Here is a 21,956-nt window from a genome sequence, read left to right as displayed (position 1 = left end):
CTCGGTCGGCCGTACCTGGCGACTGTCGCCGGACGAGCGCCGGCAGGTCTACGCCGAGTTGCGTGAGCATCTGCGGCCCGTCCTGGACTACGCGGCCGACCGCGGGATCAAGCTCGCGGTCGAACCGCTCAACCGATACGAGACCAGCCTCATCAACACCGTCGAACAAGCCCTCGACGCGCTGCCCGAGGACTGCCACCTGGCGCTCGACACCTACCACATGAACATCGAGGAGAAAGACCCCGCCCAGGCGGCCCGGGCCGCGGCCGGCCGGATCGCGCACGTGCAGGTGTGCGGCACCGATCGCGGCACGCCGGGCGCCGACCGATTCGACTGGCCCGGGTTCGCCGGGGCCCTGCGCGACGTCGGCTATCAAGGGCCGCTCGTCATCGAGTCGTTCACCGCGCACAACCAGACCATCGCGACCGCGGCCTCCATCTGGCGGCCCCTCGCCGAGAGCCAGGACACGCTGGCCACGGACGGCCTCGCCTACCTGCGCACCCTCTGACACCGCTCGCCCATCCGACACCGGGTCACCTTCGCGCCCCCGACGCCTCCTTGCCGTCCGACACCAGCTCACCTGCGCACCCCCCTGACGCGCGTCGGCGTGCGCCCCCAGTGGCGCGCGCCTTCGCAGCAGCGTTCCTTCACACCTCGGTCCGAGGTGTCGCCGCACCCCCCAGGAGATTCGCCATGCGACGATTTCTCACTGCCCTCTTACTCCCAGCCTTATTGCTGGCGCTGGCGCCGGCTCCCGCCCACGCGACCGGTGCCACCCTCCACAGCTTCCGTGCCCTGCTGTTTACCAAAGCAGCGGGATACGTGCACGCCTCCATCCCGGCCGGCATCCAGATGGTGAACGAGCTGGCCGCGGCCCATGACTTCGAGGTGGTGCAGAGCGCCGACTCCTCGGTGTTCAACGACACCGACCTGGCCACGTTCGACGTCCTGATCATGATGCAGAACTCCGGCATGGTCTGGGAGAACGACGCCCAGCGGCAGGCGCTGCAGAAGTTCGTCCGGTCGGGCAAGGGCGTCGTGGCCATCCACAACGCGCTCGACATGGGCATCGAGAACGAGTTCCCCTGGTGGGACGAGCTGATCAACGGCGGCGCCCACATGCCGGCGCACTCGCCCGGCACGCTCCAAGGGCTGGCCAAGGTCGTCGACCGCGTGCACCCCTCCACCAAGAAACTCCCGCAGCGGTGGCAGCGCGCGGAGGAGTGGTACAACTTCGCGCCCAACCCGCGCGGCAACGTGCACGTCCTGGTCGCCGCGGACGAGACGACCTACAACCCCGGCCCCTCCGCCATGGGTCCTGACCACCCGATCTCCTGGTGCCGCCAGGCCGAAGGCGCCCGGGTGTGGGCCACCGCCATGGGACACGAGTCGGCGGCCTATGCCGAGCCGGAGTTCCGCGAGCACGTTCTCGGCGGCGTCGAGTGGGCGGCCGGCGCCCAGCCGGGCGACTGCGGCGGCACCGTATGGAGCAGCTTCGAGAAGGTCGCCCTGGACGACAACACCAGCAACCCGATGGAGCTGGACGTCGCCCCGGACGGGCGGGTGTTCTACGTCCAGCGCCAGGGCGAGGTGAAGATCTACAAGCCCGACACCCACATGACCGTCACCGCCGCCACCCTCGACGTCTACACCGGCGGCGAGGACGGCCTGGTCGGCATGGAGCTCGACCCGAAATTCGCCCAGAACGGGTGGATCTATGTCTACTGGTCGCCTGCCGACAGTGCCCAGGACGTCAACCGGCTGTCCCGGTTCACCGTGCAGGGCGACACCATCGACCTGAGCACCGAGAAGAAGATCATCGAAATTCCCGCCTATCGCGCTCGGACCTATCCCGAGCCAGGCCACACCGGCGGCGCGGTCGAGTTCGGCCCTGACGGCAGCCTCTACCTGAGCGTCGGCGACGACGTCCCTCCGAACCTGTCGCCCGACTGGCAGGGCTACGCGCCGCTCGACTGGCGGCCCGGTCAGCACATGCTGGACGCCGCCCGCACCGCGGGCAACACCAACGACCTGCGCGGTAAGATCCTGCGGATCAAGCCGAAGGCCGACGGCGGCTACGACGTTCCCGAGGGCAACCTCTTCCCGCCGGGCACCGCGAAGACCCGTCCCGAGATCTATGCCATGGGCTTCCGCAACCCCTTCCGGTTCACCGTCGACGCCAAGACGGGTTACCTGCACGTGGCCGACTACGGTCCGGACCGGGGCGGCCCCACCACCGACCGTGGCCCCGAGGGCCTGGTGGAATACGACGTCATCAAGAAGCCGGGCAACTTCGGCTGGCCGTTCTGCCACGGTGACAACCAGGCGTACGCGCCGTACAACCCGGACACCAAGGAGATCGGCGCCAAGTTCAACTGCGCCGCCCCCGTCAACGAGTCACCGAACAACACCGGCCTGACCGAGTTGCCGCCGATCGAGAAGCCGATCATGTGGTACGGCTACAGCACCTCCCCGACCTTCCCCGAGCTCGGCTCGGGCGGCTCGGCGCCGATGAGCGGCCCCGTCTACCGCTACGACGCGGACAACCCCTCGAAGACCAAGTTCCCGCCCTACTTCGACGGCGTGAACTTCTTCTACGAGTGGTCGCGCCACTACATCAAGGAGATCCACCTCGACTCCAACGACCAAGTCCTCAAGATCAACAGCTTCCTGGGGACCACGCCCTTCCTCAAGCCGATGGATATGACCTTCGGCCCCGACGGCGCGATGTACCTGCTGGAGTGGGGCACCGACTTCGGCGGCGGCAACAACGACTCCGGCCTCTACCGGATCGACTATGCGGCCGGCGCCCGCTCGCCGGTGGCGAAGGCCACCTCCTCGCGGGTCGACGGAGTCACCCCGCTGACCGTCGAGTTCGACGCCTCCGGCAGCTACGACCCCGACGGCGATTCCCTCACCTACGCCTGGGACTTCGACGGCGACGGCACCGTCGACTCCACCCAGGTCAAGGCCACCCACGTGTACGAGACCCCAGGCCGGTTCACCGCCCAGCTCAAGGTCACCGACAGCACCGGCAAGGAGGGCTTCGCCAACATCGAGATCACCGCCGGCAACAGCCGGCCCGCGGTGACCATCGAGACCCCGCTGAACGGCACGCCGATCCAGTTCGGCCAGGACGTGCCGTACAAGATCAAGGTCACCGACCCCGAGGACGGCGAGATCGACTGCGCCAAGGTCTTCGTCAACCCGGCGCTCGGCCATGACGACCACGAGCACGAGACCGTGGAGATCCCCGGCTGCGAGGGCGTCGTCAACACCGGCGACCTCGGCGGCCACCCCGACGGCGCCAACCTGTTCTACGTCCTCAACGCCCACTACACCGACGGCTCGCAGGAAATGCCGCTCACCGGCCGTGCCAAGGCAGTCCTGCAGCCGATGCGCAAGCAGGCTGAGTTCTTCGACGCCCAGGCCGGCGTACGGGTCATCGACGAACCGGGGGCCGAGAGCGGCAAGCGCATCGGCGACATCAGCAACAACGACTGGATCTCGTTCACCCCGATGAATCTGCACGCCGTCAAGGGCGTGAACTACCGCCTGTCCAGCCCAACCGGCGGCGGGCTGATCGAGCTGCGCGCCGAGTCCCCCACCGGCCGGCTATTGGCCAGCGCCGCCGTCCCCAACACCGGGGGCTGGAACGACTACCAGCAGACCCAGACCGTCCCGGTGGCGGCGAACGCGACCACCTCGACGCTCTACGTGGTGTTCAAGAACTCCGCCAACAACGCCTTCGACCTGGACGCCGTCCAGTTCGTGGGCGAGGCTCCGCCTCCCGCGATCGAGCCGGGCGTCTACAAGGTCACCGCCCAGCACAGCGGCAAGAACGTGACCACTGAGAACGCGTCGACCGCGGACAACGCCAAGCTCGTCCAGATGGGCGCCGCCGAAGACCCCATCCAGCGGTGGGAACTGATGACCGCGCCCGGCGGCTACCAGCTCAAGAACGTCGGCAGCGGCAAGTGCGCCGACATTCCGGGCGGCGCGGCCACACCCGGCACCCAGCTGGTCCAGTGGACCTGCCACGCCAGCGGCAGCGGGGACGCGCCCAACCAGTACTTCACCGTGGTTCCGACCGGCGGCGGCGAAGGACTCTTCCAGATCGTCTCCGCCAAGACCGGGCTGTGCGTCGACATCAACGGCGTCTCCCAGGCCGACGGCGCCGCGGTGATCCAATGGAACTGCTCGGCCACGCCGAACCAGACCTTCCGCCTCACCAAGGTCGGCGGTGGCCCAGCCGACCAGACCGCGCCGACCACCACGGCGAAGCAGAACCCGGCCGAGCCGAACGGCAAGGACGGCTGGTACACCGCCGCTCCCGTCGAGGTCACCCTGACCGCGGTGGACGAGGAGAACGGCAGCGGCGTGGCCGCCACCGAGTACCGCCTCGACGGCGGAGCCTGGACCGCGTACAGCACGCCGTTCACGGTGAGCGGTGACGGGGCGCGCACCCTCGAGTACCGCTCGCGGGACGGCGCGGGCAACGTCGAGCAGGCCCGCTCTCTCGCGTTCAAGATCGACACGACCGCTCCGCAGACCACCGCCTCGTTCGCCCCGCCGAACGAGAGCGGATGGAGCAAGGACTCGGTCCCGGTCGAGCTGGCCGCGCAGGACGCCCACTCCGGCGTCAAGCTCATCGAGTACTCGCTCGACGGCGGCGGCTGGAAGGCCTACGCAGGAACGCCCGTGGTCGTCGACGGTGACGGTGAGCACGAACTGCGCTACCGCACGACCGACACGGCGGGCAATCGCGAGGAGGAGAAGGCGGCGGTGCTGAAGATCGACGGCACCAAGCCCATCCTCCTTGTATCGGGCGTGGCCGACGGCGAGGTGTACGGCGATTCCCAGGACGTGGTGATCACCTGGGAGGCCGTGGACGCCACCTCGGGCGTCCGCACCACGACCGGCACCCTCGACGGCGCCCCGCACACCTCGGGCTCGGTGCTGCCACTGTTCACGCAGACGCTGGCCAAGCACACGGTCGCAGTGACGTCAACGGACAACGCCGGCAACACGGTGACCACGTCGGTGCGATTCAACGTCACCACCTCGCTACGGGACATGCAGAACCTGCTCGACCGATTCCGGGCCACCAGCTGGCTGTCGGCGAGCGCGCACGACAAGCTGACGAGGAAACTGACCCAGGCCCGTAAGGCCGAGGCCTCCGGCAAGGACGAAACAGCGGTGCGGCTCCTCGCCGAATTCAAGAAACTCGTCGCGGACGGGAAGCTCGTCCCGCGCGCCGACGTACGCCAGGTGCTCACCCGCGACGCCGACAAGATGATCTCGGTCATCGGCGGCTGACAACCGAACACCCCTCATAAGCCGCTGCCCCGCTACGAGCGGGGCAGCGGCACGGGCATGCTCTCACGAGCGACGCGCCGGATGGGCGAAGACGACCTCCCGGCGCGGTACAGGCCCCCGGCCGCGACCTCGCTAGATCGCCTGCCACCTCTGGTTGTCGCCGTCGTGGCAGGACCAGAGCTGGACCCGGGAGGTGGGTACGTCCACGTCCAGGCACAGGCCTGAGCCGACTCCACGGATCGTGCCATCAGCGTTCAAGGCCCACTTCTGGTTGTCGCCTCCCTGGCAGTCGCGGATGCCGACCGCGGTGCCGTCGGTCTTGCCCTGCTCCAGGGCATCCAGGCACTTCTGGCCGTCGTAGACGGTGATCTGCCCGGAGGGCGTTCTGGTCCACAGCTGGGCGCTCGTGCCGTTACAGCTGTAGACCCAGATCTGCCCGACGTTGTTGCGGCTGCCCTCGGGGACGTCGAGGCAGAGTCGGGTGCCGACGTTGCGCAGGGCGCTCGTGGTGACCGGGTCGATGTCCAATGTCGTGGGCCCGGGCGGGGCTGTGGCGGTCTTCCGGGGATGGCGTGGGGTGGTGCACGACCGCGCCGTGACCTGGCCGCCTGCCCGCCTGGTGCATCGGTCCACGTCGGTGATCCGCGTGCGTGGGGCCGTCCTGACCGTGGAGCCCGCGGTCGGCTTCAGAGTGTCTTTCTGCTTGGAGGCGGACTTCGGTGTGGGTGTGGATGACGGTACCGCCCTCCACGTCGACGCGGCGGACGCCTGTGGGGGTGATGCCGCTGGGAGCTGGGGATCCGGCGGCAGGGTCAAGACGACTGCTGCGGTAGCGGCGACCACCGCTGCCGCAGCGGTCACCGGGACCGCCCAGCCCGACATCCCGATGGCGGCCCCCTTCGATGCGGTGGCCTTCCCTACGGCGAGCGGCAGCAGCACGATCGGCAGCGCGGCCCGCAGTGTGGAGTTGAGGTCGCGCAGCTCGGCGAATGCCCGTGCGCAGCTTGGGCAGACGTCGAGATGCGCACGCAGCGCCCGGGGAATGCGACTGCTGGGCTTGCGGACAACCGTCGCCATCCGGTCGGCGAAACTTTGGCACTCGGGCGAGCCGGCCACAACATGAGCGGCCAGGTAGGCCTTACGCAGCCCTTCGCGCGCGCGGAAGGCCAGCACGCTCACATTCCCGGGAGTGATGCCGAGGATCCGTGCGACCCGCTCGGGCTCCTCCTCCTCGATCAGGGTGTGCCACAGCACGGTCTGCCAGCGCGGCGGCAGCGAGCGGAAGGCCCGGACGACGAGGTCGTCGGGAACCTCGGGCTCTGTCACGAGCAGATCGGCGAACTCCTCAGCCCTGAACTCGCCCATCAGGACCAGACGCTGGTCGGTCCGCGCCCACTCGGCCGCCGTGTTACGCACCACGGCATACAGATAGGGACGCCACCCGCCGGACGGACCGCCCGCACCCGTGCGGACGGTCCGTAAGGTTCGGGTGAACGCCTCGCTGGCCAGGTCCTCGGCGGCCTGCGGATCCGCGGACAGACGGCGGGCGAAGGCGAGGACGGCCGCGTGGTGCCGCTCATACAGCTCCACGACAGCATGGCTGTCACCGGCCCTGACCCGCTGGGTCAGTTCCGCGTCCTCGCACATACGACCTTCCGTCATCTGATCAAGAATTTGTGCATCCCTCCCGGATACGACGCACCGGCGTACCTGGCCATGACCTTCTCGCCCGAGCTCCTTTCACTATTAGGAGTGAGTCGCGTCGCGCCTGCGGGTTACGCGATTTCTGAGATTTTCGGCACCACGAGCAAGATGAGGCCGGAGACGGTGGGATGAGCCATCTACGCGCCTCGCTCAGGCAGGACTACTTGGCGGCGAACACCTGCGTCCAGTGGTTCGTCCCGCTGGAGTTCTTGGCCAGGCCGACACCGATCAGGCTGTAGCCGCAGTTCATGATGTTGTTGCGGTGGCCAGGGCTGTTCATCCAGCTCTGGACCACCGAGGCCGCGGACGACTGGCCCTTGGCGATGTTCTCCGCCCAGCCGGATCCTCCCGTGAACCCGGCCGCCCTGATGCGGTCCATGAAGCTGCGGCCGTCCTTGGATTCGTGGCTGAAGTAGTTCTTCTTGGCCATGTCGTCGGAGTGGCCGAAGGCAGCGGCGCGAAGTTGCGGATCGTGGATGAGCGGCTTGCAGCCGCCCTTGGCCCGCTCGGCGTTGGTCAGGCGGACGACCTCGTTCTCCTCTGCCGTGCCGACGGGTCCCGATGACGGCGGGGGCGTCTTGGTGGAGCTGGGTGAGGGTGCCGCAGTCGTGGGGGTCTCCTTGGTGGGCCTCGGGTCGCGCACCTTCGGGTCCTTGGGCAGGATGCTGCCGGACCAGACATTGGCGGCGGCGGTGTAGACGCCGTACGTCTCTCCGTCGAAGAACGGGGAGCCGATCTGGTCGTAGCGGCCGTTGTCGTCGGCGTCGATGAAGGTGGAGGTGACGCCGTTGACGTAGCCGAGGCGCTTGTCGTTGCGGTACTTCAGCAACCAGGGGCCTCCGTCGAAGCCGTAGGTGGCCGCGCCCTTGAGAACGATCTGCTCCTCGATCTTCAGAGTGGCGTCGACCACTGTTTTGGTGGTGTTGCCGTAGAGCCACTTGGGGCTGACGCCGGTGTAGGGCTTGTCGCCGTCGGGGTGCTCACCGGCCGGGTAACCGAACGCGAAGATCTTCTGGCCTGGCTTGATGTTGTAGGCGATGCCCAGACCTCCGACGGCGTCACCCAGACGACCGGCGTCCTCCAGGACGGCGTAGCGCCACTCGTCGACCAGCTTGACCTTGAGTCCGTTGTAGACCGAGACGAACGCATAGTCGCGGTCGAAGTCCTCATAGACGTCGAAGTCGTAGTGGGTGAAGGCCTGCTTGGCGGCGTAGATGCCCCACGGGGCCCTGCCCTGGTAGTAGCCCGGGACGAAGACCCAGCGGTCGAGGACATGGCCGTCGTCGTCGGTGTCGTAGGCGCAGTGGCCGGCGGTGGCGACCAGGTTGCGGTACTTGGACTGCACAGAGGTGGCCGAGCACCAGTACGGCTTGCCGTCACGGACGAAGAACACCTTGCCCACGCTCTTGGGCAGGTTGATGTTCTTGGACTTGGCGGTCTTCGTCCGCTCGTCACCGATCGCGGGGATGACACCCGGCTTGCCGTCGCTCGTGGGAGCACTTGTGGACTTCAGGCGAGCGGTGCGGGTGTTGACCTTGTAGTCCGGGTGGTACTCCTCGGAGTCCTTGAGGGCCTTGCCGTTGCTTCGCAGCCAGAACGAGACGACATCGAAGGCGTCCTGGGCGGCGACCGGCTCTCCAGATGCGGGGGCCCCTTCAGGGGCGGCCTGAGCCGGGGCGATGAGTGCCGAGGACAGAAGGCCGACGGTCGCGAGGACGCCACCGGCAGCGAGGATGCGGTGCAAAGGGGAACTCCTTGGTCTGTCGTGGGACGCCTCTTGCGTCCCAGACGTCAGGAAAGGGATCGCGAGGACGTGCGTGCGTGGCGTGATTCGATTCGGGCGCACCCGCTCTTGACACCATTGGCAGCAAGAGATTTCCGATCTCCTCTCGCTCATCAGCACTCCCTCTGCTCACCAAGAAGGAGTTCGTCGCCCCGTACGGATTACGCGGTTTCGTGAGCGCACTCGGTCGTCCTGGCGCGCTTGGCACGGGACACGGCGTGCCATCCCGGAGGAGGCTCGCGCCCCTGCCGGCGGCACTCGGGACCGAATGTCACCGTCAGGGGCGCCGCGCGCCAGCCTGCGCCGGCTCCGTCGCGGAGTCAGTCGCGGCGAAGCGTGAAGTCGTCCACGTCCAGACTCGAGCCGTCGAAGGTGAGGTAGAGCTTGACGGTCTTGCCGGGCACGTTGGTCAGCGGGGTCGAGACGTCCTGGTAGGACTCCCATCCGCCCGTGTTGGGCACGGTCACGCGGCCCAGGATCGGGCCGGTCGGCGAGTCCGTGCGGATCTCGAAGCCCCCCGTCGGGTTGACCGAGGCGACGCGGGCGGTGAAGGAGGTGACGCCGGTGAGGTCCACCTCGTCGTAGGCCGCCCAGTCACCGGGGTTGACGTAGCCGAGCACGATCCCGCCGTGTGCCGGAGCGTGCGGGTAGGTCTGGACACCGTTGGCCTGGGACCAGTTCTCCGCCTGGATGACGGCGTCGCCGGTGGGCGGGCCGAGTTCCTTGACGCGGATGTTGCGGAAGGAGACGGTGTCGCCGTTGCCATGGTTCTGCAGGCCGATGTGCCCGTCCTTGAGCGAGCGTGCCGGATCGGTGTTGGTGAAATCGTTGATCTTGACGCCGTTGAGCAGCACCTGGACGCGTTCGCCCTCGACCCTGATCTCGAAGGTGTTCCACTGGCCGGGCGGGTTGAGCGCCTTGTCGCGTGCGGCGGTGTCTGCTGACTTGAAGCCGTAGATGGAGCCGGTGGTCTTGTCGGCCGCGTCGGTGGCGTCGATCTGGATCTCGTAGCCGTTGTTGACCGCCGACCAGGGATCGGTGGAGGGCGGGAATCCGATGAAGATCCCGGAGTTGTCGTCTCCGGCGAGCTTCCAGTCGGCCTTGAGTGAGTAGCCCTTGGTGAATTCCTTGGCCTTGTACCAGTACAGGCCCATGCCGCCCGTGGAGGTCAGCGTGGCATCGGCGTTGCTGAAGTTGCCGGGTCCGGCTTGCTCCCAGCCGGTGGTCGAGCCGTTGTAGAGGGCGGTGTACCCGGTCTCCGGACGGCAGTCGGCCTGTGCGGTCCCCATGGCGTACGCGATGCCGCCCTTGAGATGTTGCAGGAAGGCCTGCTCCGAATACGTCTCGGCAGTGTGGCCGAGACCGGTGTAGAAGGAGCGACCTCCCTGGTAGGTCTTGCACCACGAGATCGGATGGTCGGCGCCCATCGACCCGCCACTGTAGGACGACTCGTCCAGCGTGGCCAGGACGTGCGCCGTGGAACGCGGGTTGGACTTGTAGTCGTACCACTCGTCGGTCCTGGTCCAGGCGGTGTCCAGGTGAGCGGTGGCCGGGTTCGCCCGATCCTCGACCTTGATCTTGGCCTGCTGGATAGCCGCGTGCTTGGAGAACCAGGCTCCGACAAGCTCTCCGTAGAACGGCCAGTCGTACTCGGTGTCGGCCGCCGCGTGCACGCCCACGTACCCGCCGCCCGCCTTGATGTAGGACTCGAAGGCGGCCTGCTGGTCGGCGTTCAGCACGTCACCGGTGGTGTTGAGGAAGACCACCGCCTTGTACGAGGTCAGGTTCGCCGTGGTGAAGGCGCCTGAGTCCTCGGTGGCAGTCGCTTTGAAGCCCATGTTCTTGATCGCTTGGATGCCGGCCGCGATGGAGTCGTGCCGGAATCCCGTCGTCCGGCTGAAGACCAGCACGTCACCGCCATCGGCGGGCGAGCTGCCGGGCGGGCCGAACTTCTGGTTGGCGCTCCCATCGCAGGTGCGGATGACCAGCTGCGCCCGGTCGGTGGCGTCCAGGCATTTGCCGAGCGCCTTGATCGTGCCGGACGTGCCGTCCACGGTCCACTTCTGGGCGTTGGTGTTGTTGCAGGTGTAGATCTGCACCTTGGTGCCGTCGGCGGTGACTGCTCCCCTGACATCCAGGCATTTGCCCAGCGCCTTGATCGTGCCGGTGGTGCTGTCGATGGTCCACTTCTGGGCATCCGTGCCGTTGCATTCGTACATCTGCACCTTGGTGGAGTCGGCGGTGTTCGCTCCCGCGACATCGACGCAGCCGCCGCCGGGCCCGCCGATCGTTCCGGTGACGGGTTGCGTCACGGCCTCGGGCGACAGGATGAAGGAGTCGACGTCGAACAGCGCGCCCGACCCTCCGGTGAACACCAGGAACAGGCTGTCGGTCTTGGTGGTGACGCCGGTCAGTGCGGTCTCCACGTCCGTGAAGGTCTCCCATCCGCCGGTCTTCGGCACCGCCACCTTGCCCACCAGCGGCCCGCTCTGCGAGCCGGTACGGATCTCGATGTTTCCGCCCGCGCCTGCTGACGAGACCCGGAAGCGTGCCGACTTGGCACCGCTCAGCTCGTAGGGCTTGAAGGAGATCCAGTCGCCGTTCTCGATGGACCCGACCGTCTTGCCACCCTCGGCGGCCGTCGGCTTGTTCTCTTGCTGGACGCCCGACGAGGCGGCGGCGTAGTGCTCGGCCTGCCGGTGCCTGGGCTGCAGGATGTGCTCCTTGCTGCCGGTCAGCTTGTCCTTGTCGGTGTAGGAGGCGTTGAACACGGCGAAGATGTTGGCCGCGCTGTCGTGCTCACCGTCCTTGGGAATGGTCAGCGTGCCCTCGCAGCCGTTCTTCGAGGTGATGGCGTGGCCGTGGCTGTCGTGTCCGAGGATGTAGGTCACCTTGACCGCCGCACAGTCGATCGTGCCGTCCTCCGGGTCGGTCACGGTGACCTTGAAGGGAACCGTCTCGCCCCAGTCGAACAGCTGCCCCTCGCGCGGCGTCTGGAAAGCGATCGTCGGCGCGGTGTTGCCCACGGTGATCGGCATGCTTGACGTGCCTGAGTTTCCCGCCGGATCCTTCACGGTGAGTGTCGCCTGGAACTCGCCTCTGGCGGTGTAGGTGTGCGTGGGATTGGCCTGGGTCGAGGTGCCGCCGTCGCCGAAGTCCCAGGCGTAAGTCAGCGCCTGGCCGTCGGGGTCGCTCGAACCTTCGGAGGAGAAGGCGACGGTCAGCGGTGGCTGCCCCGAGGTCTTGTCCGCGGATGCCTTGGCGGTCGGGCTCCGGTCGCGGCCCTTGATGTACTCGATGCGATACAGAGCGGAGTTCGCGTCTCCGCTGAAGTAGCCGGTGCCGTAGTCCAGCACGTAGAGCGCGCCGTCGGGGCCGAAGGCCAGGTCCATCACCTGGGTGCCGCTCCACGGGAAGTTCAGGATGTGGTTGTCGGCCAGGCTGACGGCCTTGATCCAGCGGCGGCCGAACTCTCCGAGGAAGACCATGTTGTCCAGTTCCTGCGGGAACTTCACCTCCGACTGCAGGCCCGGGTCGTAGCGGTAGGCAGGGCCGCCCATCGGAGACTCCGACCCCGTGCCGAACTCGGGCGGGCTGCCCGCGTCGCCGCCGTACCTGATCCAGGCCGGTTGCGCGGCCGGCAGCTTGGCCAGGCCCGTGTTGCGGAAGGAGTCGTTGGCCGGGCCTCCTGCGCAGTCGTATTTGGCGCCCGAAGGCCCGGAGGGGAAGGTGTATTCGTTGTAGGTCTCCGCGGACGTGTTGGTCCCCGTGCAGTAGGGCCAGCCGAAGTTGCCCGCTTGGCTGACCTTGTTGAACTCCACCTGCCCTGAGGGCCCGCGATCGGGATTGGTGCCGCCCGAGTCCGGACCGTAATCGCCGACGTAGACGACCCCGGTCTTCTTGTCGACGCTCATCCTGAACGGGTTGCGGAAGCCCATGGCGTAGATCTCGGGCCGGGTCTTCGCCGTGCCCGGCGGGAACAGGTTGCCCGACGGCACGGTGTACGACCCGTCGGCGGGATTCGCCTTGATCCGGAGGATCTTGCCCCGCAGATCGTTGGTGTTGGCCGAGGTGCGCTGGGCGTCGTAGGCGGGGTTACGGTCGGTCCGCTCGTCGATGGGCGCGTATCCGGCGGAGTCGAAGGGGTTGGTGTCGTCGCCGGTCGACAGGTAGAGGTTGCCCTGGGCGTCGAAGTCGATGTCGCCGCCGACGTGGCAGCACATGCCCCGATCCGCAGTGACGTCCAGGACCTTCTTCTCGCTCGCGACATCGAGCGTCCAGTCGGCCTTCAAGGTGAAACGCGACAGCCGGTTCACCCCCTGCCAGGCACTCCAGTCCGTACCCGTGGCCGGTGCGTCACCGGCCGGGGTGGAAAGCTTGGGCGCGTAGTAGAGGTAGATCGTCCTGTTGGTGGCGAAGCCCGGGTCGGCAGCCACTCCCTGCAGGCCCTCCTCGTCGTGGCTGTAGACCGGCAGCGTGCCGACGACCTGGGTGTTTCCGCCCTTGTCGGTACGGCGGAGCGTCCCGTCACGCGAGGTGTGGAGGACTGACAGATCAGGGAGCACGGCGAGGCTCATGGGTTCGCCTGTTTCAGCGGCGCCTTTGGCCAGCGTCACGGTCTGGTAGTCGGCTGCATCGATGGCGTCGTGGGCTCGGGCCGGCAGGGCCAAGGTCATCATGCCGGAGACGGCCAGGGCTAAGGCGCTCAAGCGAGCGAGCCAGCGGGGGGTGCGACGAAACATGCACGCGATCCCTTCGTTTCGAGGGCGTTTGCGGCGAATTTCACCTGAATTTAGACACACGATGCGATGAAGTCCAGCATGTTTCGCCGAGAAAAATCGAAAGTTGTACGATGATCAGCTGATCTTCCTAGAACGTCCGGTTCTTCACACGAGCGCTTTCTGACGCTCACCGTGCGCGGGCAGTCCTCTCCTGCTATGAGGGAGTGCTCACACAGCCTGCCATTACGCACTTTCTCAAGATTTTTTAGACCCATGCGCTCGCCTCACGGTGATCGTCGACGATCGCGCCGAACGCTTCAGAGTTACGCTGTTATCACTCCGTCTTATGCTTGACGATCGTCATAAGGTGGTCTTAACATCCGGCAACATGAGGGATATAAGCCGGAAACCGGCTGATCTCTGGCGATCTGCCATCATCGGCGCCGCTTTCACCGCCAGTCCCTCCCCAGAGCTCCCCGAACCCCGGAGACCCCCATGCGTCGAGCTCTTGCTGTCCTGATCACCCCGTTCCTGCTGTTATTACCTTCAGGCACGGCCGTCGCCGCCACTGCCCGGCATGACCAATTCCGGGCGCTGCTGTTCACCAAAGCCGTCGGCTATGTCCACGGCTCCATCCCCGCAGGCATCCAGATGATCAAAGATCTCGGAGCCGCCAACCACTTCGAGGTCATCCAGACCGACGACTCCAGCGCCTTCAACGACGCCAACCTCGCCACGTTCGACGTGCTGATCATGCTGCAGAACTCCGGCATGGTCTGGGAGAACGACACCCAGCGGCAGGCCGTACAGAAATACGTCCGTTCCGGCAAGGGCATCGTCGGCATCCACAACACCCTCGACATGGGCATCGAGAGCGAGTTCCCCTGGTGGGACGACCTGATCAACGGCGGCGCGCACATGCCCGCCCACTCTCCGGGCGTGCTCCAGGGCACCGCCAAGGTGACCGACCGCGTCCACCCCTCCACCAAGGACCTGCCGCTGCGCTGGCAGCGCCCCGAGGAGTGGTACAACTTCTCGCCCAACCCGCGCGGCAACCTGCACGTCCTGGTCTCTGCCGACGAGACCACCTACGACCCCGGGCCCTCCAAGATGGGACCCGACCACCCCATCTCCTGGTGCCGCAAGGCCGAGGGCGGCAAGGTCTGGGCCACCGCCATGGGTCACGACACCGCCGCCTACGCCGAGTCCCTCTTCCGCCAGCATGTGCTCGGCGGCATCCAGTGGGCCGCGGGCGCCGCGGAGGGCGACTGCGGCGGCACGGTGACCAGCAGCTTCGAGAAGGTCACGCTGGACGACAACACCGCAGACCCGATGGAGCTGGACGTCGCCGCTGACGGGCGGGTCTTCTACGTGGAGCGCAAGGGCGAGATCAAGATCTTCAAGCCGGACACGCACACCACGGTCACCGCCGCCACGCTCAGCGTCTACACCGGCGGCGAGGACGGCCTGGTCGGCATGGAGCTCGACCCTGACTTCGCCCAGAACGGGTGGATCTACGTCTACTGGTCGCCGGAGAGCAGCAGCACCGACGTCAACCGGCTCTCCCGCTTCACGGTCAGCGGCGACAAGATCGACCTGGCCACGGAGAAGAAGATCCTCGAGGTGCCCGCGTACCGGCAGCGCACCTATCCCGAGCCCGGCCACACCGGCGGGGCGGTCGAGTTCGGGCCGGACGGAACGCTCTACCTGGGGACCGGTGACGACGTCCCGCCGAATCTGTCGCCCGACTGGCAGGGGTACGCACCCCTCGACTGGCGTCCCGGGCAGCAGATGCTCGACGCCGCCCGCACCGCGGGCAACACCAACGACCTGCGCGGCAAGATCCTGCGCATCAAACCGAAGGCGGACGGGACGTACGACATCCCGACCGGGAACCTCTTCCCGCCTGGCACGGCCAAGACCAAGCCCGAGATCTATGCCATGGGATTCCGCAACCCCTTCCGCTTCACCGTGGACCAGAAGACCGGATACGTGCACGCGGCCGACTACGGCCCCGACCGCGGCGGCCCGACGACCGACCGCGGGCCCGAAGGGCTGGTCGAGTACAACATCATCAAGAAGGCCGGCAACTACGGCTGGCCGTTCTGCCACGGCGACAACCAGCCCTACGCCCCCTACAACCCCGAAACGAAGGTCATCGGCCCCAAGTTCAACTGCACCGCGCCCGTCAACGACTCCCCCAACAACACCGGGCTGACCGACCTGCCGCCGATCCAGAAACCTGTCATGTGGTACGGCTACGGCACCTCCCCGGCCTTCCCCGAACTCGGGAGCGGCGGTGCCGCGCCGATGGCCGGACCGGTGTACCGGTACAACGCCGCCAACCCCTCCGCCACGAAGTTCCCCGCCTACTTCGACGGCAAGAACTTCTTCTACGAGTGGTCCCGGCACTTCGTGAAGACCATCCACCTGGACGACCAGGACAACGTGCTCAAGATCGACCCGTTCCTCGGCTCGTTCACCAAGCCCATGGACATGACGTTCGGCCCCAACGGGTCGATGTACCTGCTGGAGTGGGGTAGCCAGTTCGGCGGCGGCAACAGCGACTCCGGCCTCTACCGGATCGACTACTCCGGCGGCGACCGCGCCCCCATCGCCAAGGCGGCCGCGTCGAAGACGGACGGACCCGCACCCCTGGCGGTCGAGTTCGACAGCGCGGGCAGCTCCGATCCCGACGGCGACCCGCTCAGCATCGCCTGGGACTTCGACGGCAACGGCACCGTCGACTCCACCGCGGCCAAGGCGTCGCACACGTACCAGACCAAGGGACGCTTCACCGCCCAGCTACGTGTGAAGGACTCCACAGGCAAGGAAGGTTTCGCCAACGTCGAGATCACCGTGGGCAACTCCAAGCCGGTGGTGACCATCGAGACTCCTCTGAACGGCACGCTCATCGAATTCGGCCAGGACATTCCGTACAAGGTCAAGGTCACCGACCCTGACGGCGGCACCATCGACTGCTCGAAGGTCCTGGTCAACCCCGCGCTCGGCCACGACGACCACGAGCACGAGACGGTGGACAAGCCTGGCTGCGAAGGCACCATCACCACCAGTGACCTGGGCGGCCACCCCGCCGGCGCCAACCTCTACTACGCCATCAACGCCCACTACACCGACCAGGGCGAGAACCCGCTGACCGGATACGCCAAGGCCGTCCTGCAGCCCAAACGCAAGCAGGCCGAGTACTTCACCACCATGTCCGGGGTCCGCGTCATCGACCAGGCGGGCGCCGAGAGCGGAAAGCGCATCGGCGACATCAGCGACAACGACTGGATCGCCTTCACCCCGATGGACCTCAACAACATCACCTCCGCCGCCTTCCGCATCTCCAGCCCGTCCGGCGGCGGCAACATCGAACTCCACGCCGACTCCCCCACCGGAACCCTGCTGGCCACCGCACCCGTCCACAACACCGGCGGATGGGACAACTACCAGATGACCGCCGCCGTCCCGGTGAAGTCGGACGTCCGCACCAAGTCCATCTACGCGGTCTTCAAGAACAGCCAGAACAACGGCTTCGACCTGGACGCCATCCAGTTCGCGGGCGAGACCCAGGGCGGTCCCGCTGCCGGTGTCTACACCATCACCGCACAACACAGCGGCAAGAACGTCACCCCCAAGGACGCCTCCGCCGCCGACGGCGCGCCGATCGTGCAGATGACCGCGGGCACAGGCACCGAGCAGAGATGGCAGGCCATGCCGGTGGCCGCGGGCGGCTACCAGTTCAAGAACGTCAAGAGCGGCAAGTGCCTGGACGTCCCCAACGGCTCCACCACGGGCGGCACCCAGCTGGTTCAGTGGTCCTGCCACCCGTCCGGCCACGCCCACCTCGTCCACCAGCGGTTCTTCCCCGTCGCGAGCGACGGGACCTACAAGGTGACCGCCGCGGCGAGTGGCCTCTGCCTCGACGTCAGCGGCGTCTCGCAGGCCGACGGCGGCGCCGTCATCCAATGGAACTGCACCAACGCCGACAACCAGAAGTTCCGCCTCACCAAGGTCGGCTGATTCTTCGGTCTCGCCCGTAATCGATGGGACCCGTCGGCGCTGCTGACGCCGTACGGGTCCCCTTGACCAGGAGTTGATTCCGGCCAATGGCCTCTAGCAAGACACCGGCCACCAGCCCATCGGTCGCCGGCTGGCGTGTCTGGCAGTCGGACACCGGCCGATTCTGGGCGACCCGAACGAAGCCGTTCAGCCACACCGCCGAGTACGCGGGCGCGGCGCGCACCGTCGACGGGGACACGCTGCCGCAGCTGTACTGCTCCATCGCCAGGCAAGAGAGCACAGCGAAGTGCATCAAACCCCGTTAGGGAGGTAGACCATGCGACTCCGATCCATGCTGAGCTCGCTGATCCTCTGCTCCGCCCTCGCGCTGACCATCGAGCCCGTCTGGGCGGAACCCGGTGACAATTACGCGCCGGATGATGTGTTCGCGTCGGCACGCACGCAGTGGTGGCGGGACGGGCACTTCGGGATGTTCATGCATTTCGGCCTCTACAGCGCCTACCGGGGCGAGTACCGGCGCCCCGACGGCACGGTCTGCCGCGACGCGGAATGGATCAAGCGCAACTGCGCCATCCCGTGGGTCGAGTACGAGGCGAAGGCCACCACGTTCAACCCGTCCGACTTCGACGCCAACGCCGTCATCAGCGCGGCGAAGGCCGCGGGGCAGAAGTACTTCGTCATCACCACCAAGCACCACGACGGCTTCGCGATGTGGCCCACGAAGGTGAACGACTGGAACATCCACGACCGCACGCCGTTCAAGCGCGACATCCTCGCCGAACTCGCCACTGCCGCCCGCGCCCGGGGCGTGAAGCTCGGCTTCTACTACTCCATCTGGGACTGGCACGACCCCGACGCCCAGCCGGGCTCCCCCAACTACGCCGCGTACGTAGCACGGATGAAGGCACAGCTCAAAGAGCTGCTGACGAACTACGGGGACATCGCCGTCCTATGGTTCGACGGCGAGTGGGAGGACCCGTGGACCGCGCAAGAAGGCGCGCGTCTGGAGGAGTACGTCCGGGCCCTCTCCCCCACGACCATCGTCAACAACCGAGTGGCCAAACGGGGCGTCTCTGACGGCGACTATGGAACCCCGGAACAGGAGATCCCCGCGACCCCGACCGACGGCCAGCTGTGGGAGTCCTGCATGACCATCAACGACCACTGGGGATACGCCGCGTACGACGCGAACTACAAGTCCACCGGCGACCTCACCCGCAATCTGGTGGGCATCTCCGCGAGCAGCGGAAACTACCTCCTCAACGTCGGGCCTGACGACAAGGGAGTCATCCCTCAGCCACAGCTCGACAGGCTCAAGGGGATGGGTGACTGGCTCCGCGCGAACGGACCGGCCGTCTATGGCGCCTCCTACACCGGCCTGGTCGCCAAACCCTCCTGGGGCATGGTCAGCCGCAACGGCAACAAGCTCTACGCCTCCGTCTACACCTGGCCCGCCTCCGGCGCAGCCCTGCACCTGACCGCCAACTCCGCGTTCACGGTGACCGGCGCCCGCGTGCCGGCCACCGGTGTCGCGGTGTCGGTGACCACCTCCGGGGACGGCTACGACCTGCGGCCGACCGGCGCGGCTCCGGATCCGATCGCCTCGGTGATCGAACTGGACATCACGCCGGCACGCGCCCAGCCCGTCGGCACAGGCACCGGACTGACGGCGCAATTCTGGACCAACAACACCTTCACCGGAACCCCTGCGGTCACCCGCGTCGACCCCACCGTCAACGCCGATTGGAAGTACGAAGGCTCCCCCGCCCCGGCCATCCCCACCACGAACTTCTCCGCCCGCTGGACCGGGTCGATCGAACCCCGCTACAGCCAGCCCTACACCTTCGCCGCCCTGTCCGACGACACCATCCGCCTCTGGATCGGCGACCAACTCGTGATCAGCAACACGACCCCGCACGCCGCGAAGATCGACAGAGGCACCATCACTCTCACGGCCGGCAAGCGGTACCCCATCACCATGGAGGTCACCCAGAACGGCGGCGCGTCGGCCGCCAAACTGTTCTGGTCCAGCCCCGACACACCCCAGCAGATCGTCCCCGCCACCCAGCTCTATCCCTCAGGGCCGCCGACCACCCTCAACGACGACGCCCCCGGCATGACCTACACCGGCACCTGGCACACCAGCGCCAACCGCAGCTACGCCGACGACTACAACAAGGACGTCCACTACACCACGACCAACGGTGACGCGTTCTCCTACACCTTCACCGGCACCGGCATCGACTTCCGATCCGAGAAGTACAGCGACCAGGGCCTGGTCGACTTCTACCTCGACGGCCAGCCCCAGCCCACCGTCGACACCACCAACCCCACCCGGCTGTCCCAGCAGCTTCTCTACTCCCACCGCGACCTGCCCTACGGCCGGCACACCCTCAAAGCCGTCAAGCGCTCCGGCCAGTACATGCTCGTCGACCGCATCGACACCTACGTAGGAGGTACGAGATGAAACCGACCCATTTACGGCGGCTGGCCGTGATCGCGACTGCGGCGGTGTTGCTCCCCCTGCCGAGCGCTGAGACCGCAGTTGCGGCTCCCGGCGACCCGCCGCAGGTCGTCCCCGTCCCTGCGTCGGTCAGCGTCACCGCCGGGACGTCCTTCACCTTGTCGCGGAGCACGGCGATCGTCGGATCAGGCGTTGTGGCCGAGTACCTGGCGGGCATCCTGCGGCGTTCGACCGGCTATCCGTTCCCGATCACGACGTCCGGTACCGGGATCGAACTCTCCCTGTCCGGGGCCGCGACCATGGCACAGGAGGCCTACCAGCTGGAGGTCACCGCACATGGGGTCACCATCACCGCACGCACCCAGGAAGGGCTGATGCGGGGCGTGCAGACGTTCCGGCAACTCCTTCCGCCGAAGGTGGAGAGCCCCACCGTCCAACCGGGCCCCTGGACGATCAACGGTGTCTCGATCACCGACCAACCGCGGTTCGCCTGGCGAGGCGTCATGCTCGACGTGGCCCGTCACTTCTTCACCGTGGACGAGGTCAAGCGCTTCATCGACCAGGCGGCGCTGTACAAGGTGAACGTCCTGCACCTGCATCTCGCCGACGACCAGGGCTGGCGCATCCAGATCGACAGCTGGCCCCGGCTCGCCACCTACGGCGGGAGCACCGAGGTCGGCGGTGGCGCCGGTGGCCACTACACCAAGCAGGACTACGCAGAGATCATCCGCTACGCCGCCGACCGGTTCATCACCGTCATCCCCGAGATCGACATGCCCGGGCACACCAACGCGGCACTCGCCTCCTACGCCGAGCTCAACTGCGACGGCAAGGCGCCGCCGCTCCGCACCGACACCGCGGTCGGATACAGCTCGCTCTGCATCTCGAAAGAGATCACCTACAGGTTCGTCGACGACGTCATCCGCGAACTCGCGGCGATGACGCCCGGCCCCTACCTCCACATCGGCGGCGACGAGGCCCACAGCACCGCCAAACCCGACTACATAGCGTTCGTCAACCGTGTCGGCAAGATCGTCGCCGACCACGGCAAGAAGATGGCCGGCTGGCAGGAGATCGGCCAGGCCACCCTCCCCACCGACACCACAGGCCAGTACTGGGGCTCCGCGGCCCACGCCGGCAGCGTCGTGGCGCAGGGCGGAAAGCTGGTGTTCTCACCTCCGGGAAACGCCTACCTCGACATGAAGTACAACCAGAGCACCCCGCTCGGTCTCGACTGGGCAGGCTACGTCGACGTGCAGAAGGCCTACGGCTGGGACCCCGCCACCATCATCAGCGGCGTCAGCGAGTCGAGCATCCGCGGAGTCGAAGCCCCGTTGTGGACCGAGACCATAGCGAACATCCAAGACGCCGAGTTCATGACGAACCCCCGGCTGGCCGCCATCGCCGAGATCGGCTGGTCACCCGCCTCGACCCACAACTGGCAGAACTTCAGCGCCCGCCTGGGCGCCCAGGGACCCCGCTGGGACCTCCGCAAGACCGACTACTACCGCTCCACCCAAGTCCCGTGGGGCACCGCTCCCGCTGGGCCGATCGTGGGAGCCGGATCGGCCAAGTGCATCGACGTCCCCGCGTCCAACAGCCAGGACGGCACCGACCTGATCCTCTACACCTGCAACGGCGGCGCCAACCAGTCATGGACCTACAACCCCACGAACGGAGAGATCCGCTCTCTGGGCAAATGCATGGACGTCGAAAACGCCAACCCGGCCAGCGGAACAGCCGTACAGCTGTACACCTGCAACGGCACCTCCGCACAGAAATGGACCTACGACTCCACCACCAGGAACCTCACCGCCCTCGGCAAGTGCCTGGACGCCAGCAGTGCGGGCACCACTGACTTCACCAAACTGGTGATCTACATCTGCCACGGCGCACCCAACCAGCAATGGACCCTCCCATAGTCAAAGACCGGCCGCTC

General features: G+C 67.0%; 9 protein-coding genes. 6 read left to right on the top strand and 3 right to left on the bottom strand.

Features of this window, described 5'->3' with window-relative positions:
• Both ACFKCF_RS51010 and ACFKCF_RS51005 read left to right on the top strand, forming a co-directional pair.
• Positions 1-508: sugar phosphate isomerase/epimerase family protein (locus ACFKCF_RS51010; protein ID WP_394503241.1), on the top strand; the 508-nt coding region annotated here is incomplete at its 5' end.
• A 185-nt stretch (positions 509-693) separates the two neighbouring features.
• Positions 694-5,319, top strand: coding sequence for a ThuA domain-containing protein (locus ACFKCF_RS51005; RefSeq protein WP_394503239.1), 4,626 nt, complete (start codon positions 694-696; stop codon positions 5,317-5,319).
• Positions 5,320-5,451: 132 nt separating this feature from the next.
• On the opposite strand, the gene ACFKCF_RS51000 is transcribed toward ACFKCF_RS51005, so the two are convergent.
• The 3 genes from ACFKCF_RS51000 to ACFKCF_RS50990 form a co-directional block, all read right to left on the bottom strand.
• Positions 5,452-6,981 carry a sigma-70 family RNA polymerase sigma factor gene (locus ACFKCF_RS51000; RefSeq protein ID WP_394503237.1) on the bottom strand — a complete coding sequence of 510 codons (1,530 nt, stop codon included), beginning with the start codon at positions 6,979-6,981 and terminating at the stop codon, positions 5,452-5,454.
• 202 nt (positions 6,982-7,183) lie between these two features.
• Complete coding sequence (locus ACFKCF_RS50995; protein ID WP_394503235.1) at positions 7,184-8,767, bottom strand: CAP domain-containing protein; 1,584 nt, start codon at positions 8,765-8,767, stop codon at positions 7,184-7,186.
• A 359-nt stretch (positions 8,768-9,126) separates the two neighbouring features.
• Entirely contained in the window at positions 9,127-13,515 is a 4,389-nt protein-coding gene (locus tag ACFKCF_RS50990; RefSeq protein WP_394503233.1) for a ThuA domain-containing protein, read from the bottom strand.
• Positions 13,516-14,022: 507 nt separating this feature from the next.
• Here ACFKCF_RS50990 and ACFKCF_RS50985 point away from each other — a divergent pair.
• The 4 genes from ACFKCF_RS50985 (at position 14,023) to ACFKCF_RS50970 (ending at position 21,939) form a co-directional block, all read left to right on the top strand.
• Positions 14,023-17,553, top strand: coding sequence for a ThuA domain-containing protein (locus tag ACFKCF_RS50985; RefSeq protein WP_394503231.1), 3,531 nt, complete (start codon positions 14,023-14,025; stop codon positions 17,551-17,553).
• 86 nt (positions 17,554-17,639) lie between these two features.
• Positions 17,640-17,858: a hypothetical protein gene (locus ACFKCF_RS50980; protein ID WP_394503229.1), complete on the top strand. Its 219-nt coding sequence runs from the start codon at positions 17,640-17,642 to the stop codon at positions 17,856-17,858.
• Between the two features lie 11 nt (positions 17,859-17,869).
• Positions 17,870-20,020, top strand: a complete 2,151-nt coding sequence (locus tag ACFKCF_RS50975; RefSeq protein WP_394503228.1) for an alpha-L-fucosidase — start codon at positions 17,870-17,872, stop codon at positions 20,018-20,020.
• Positions 20,017-21,939 carry a family 20 glycosylhydrolase gene (locus ACFKCF_RS50970; protein WP_394503227.1) on the top strand — a complete coding sequence of 641 codons (1,923 nt, stop codon included), beginning with the start codon at positions 20,017-20,019 and terminating at the stop codon, positions 21,937-21,939. The genes ACFKCF_RS50975 and ACFKCF_RS50970 overlap by 4 nt, the downstream gene beginning before the upstream one ends.
• The last annotated feature ends 17 nt before the right edge of the window (positions 21,940-21,956 follow it).

The organism is Nonomuraea sp. JJY05, from assembly GCF_043496855.1.
Lineage (GTDB): Bacteria > Actinomycetota > Actinomycetes > Streptosporangiales > Streptosporangiaceae > Nonomuraea.
Note: the sequence above shows the minus strand (reverse complement) of the source record. Positions and strands in the feature narration are given on the sequence as shown.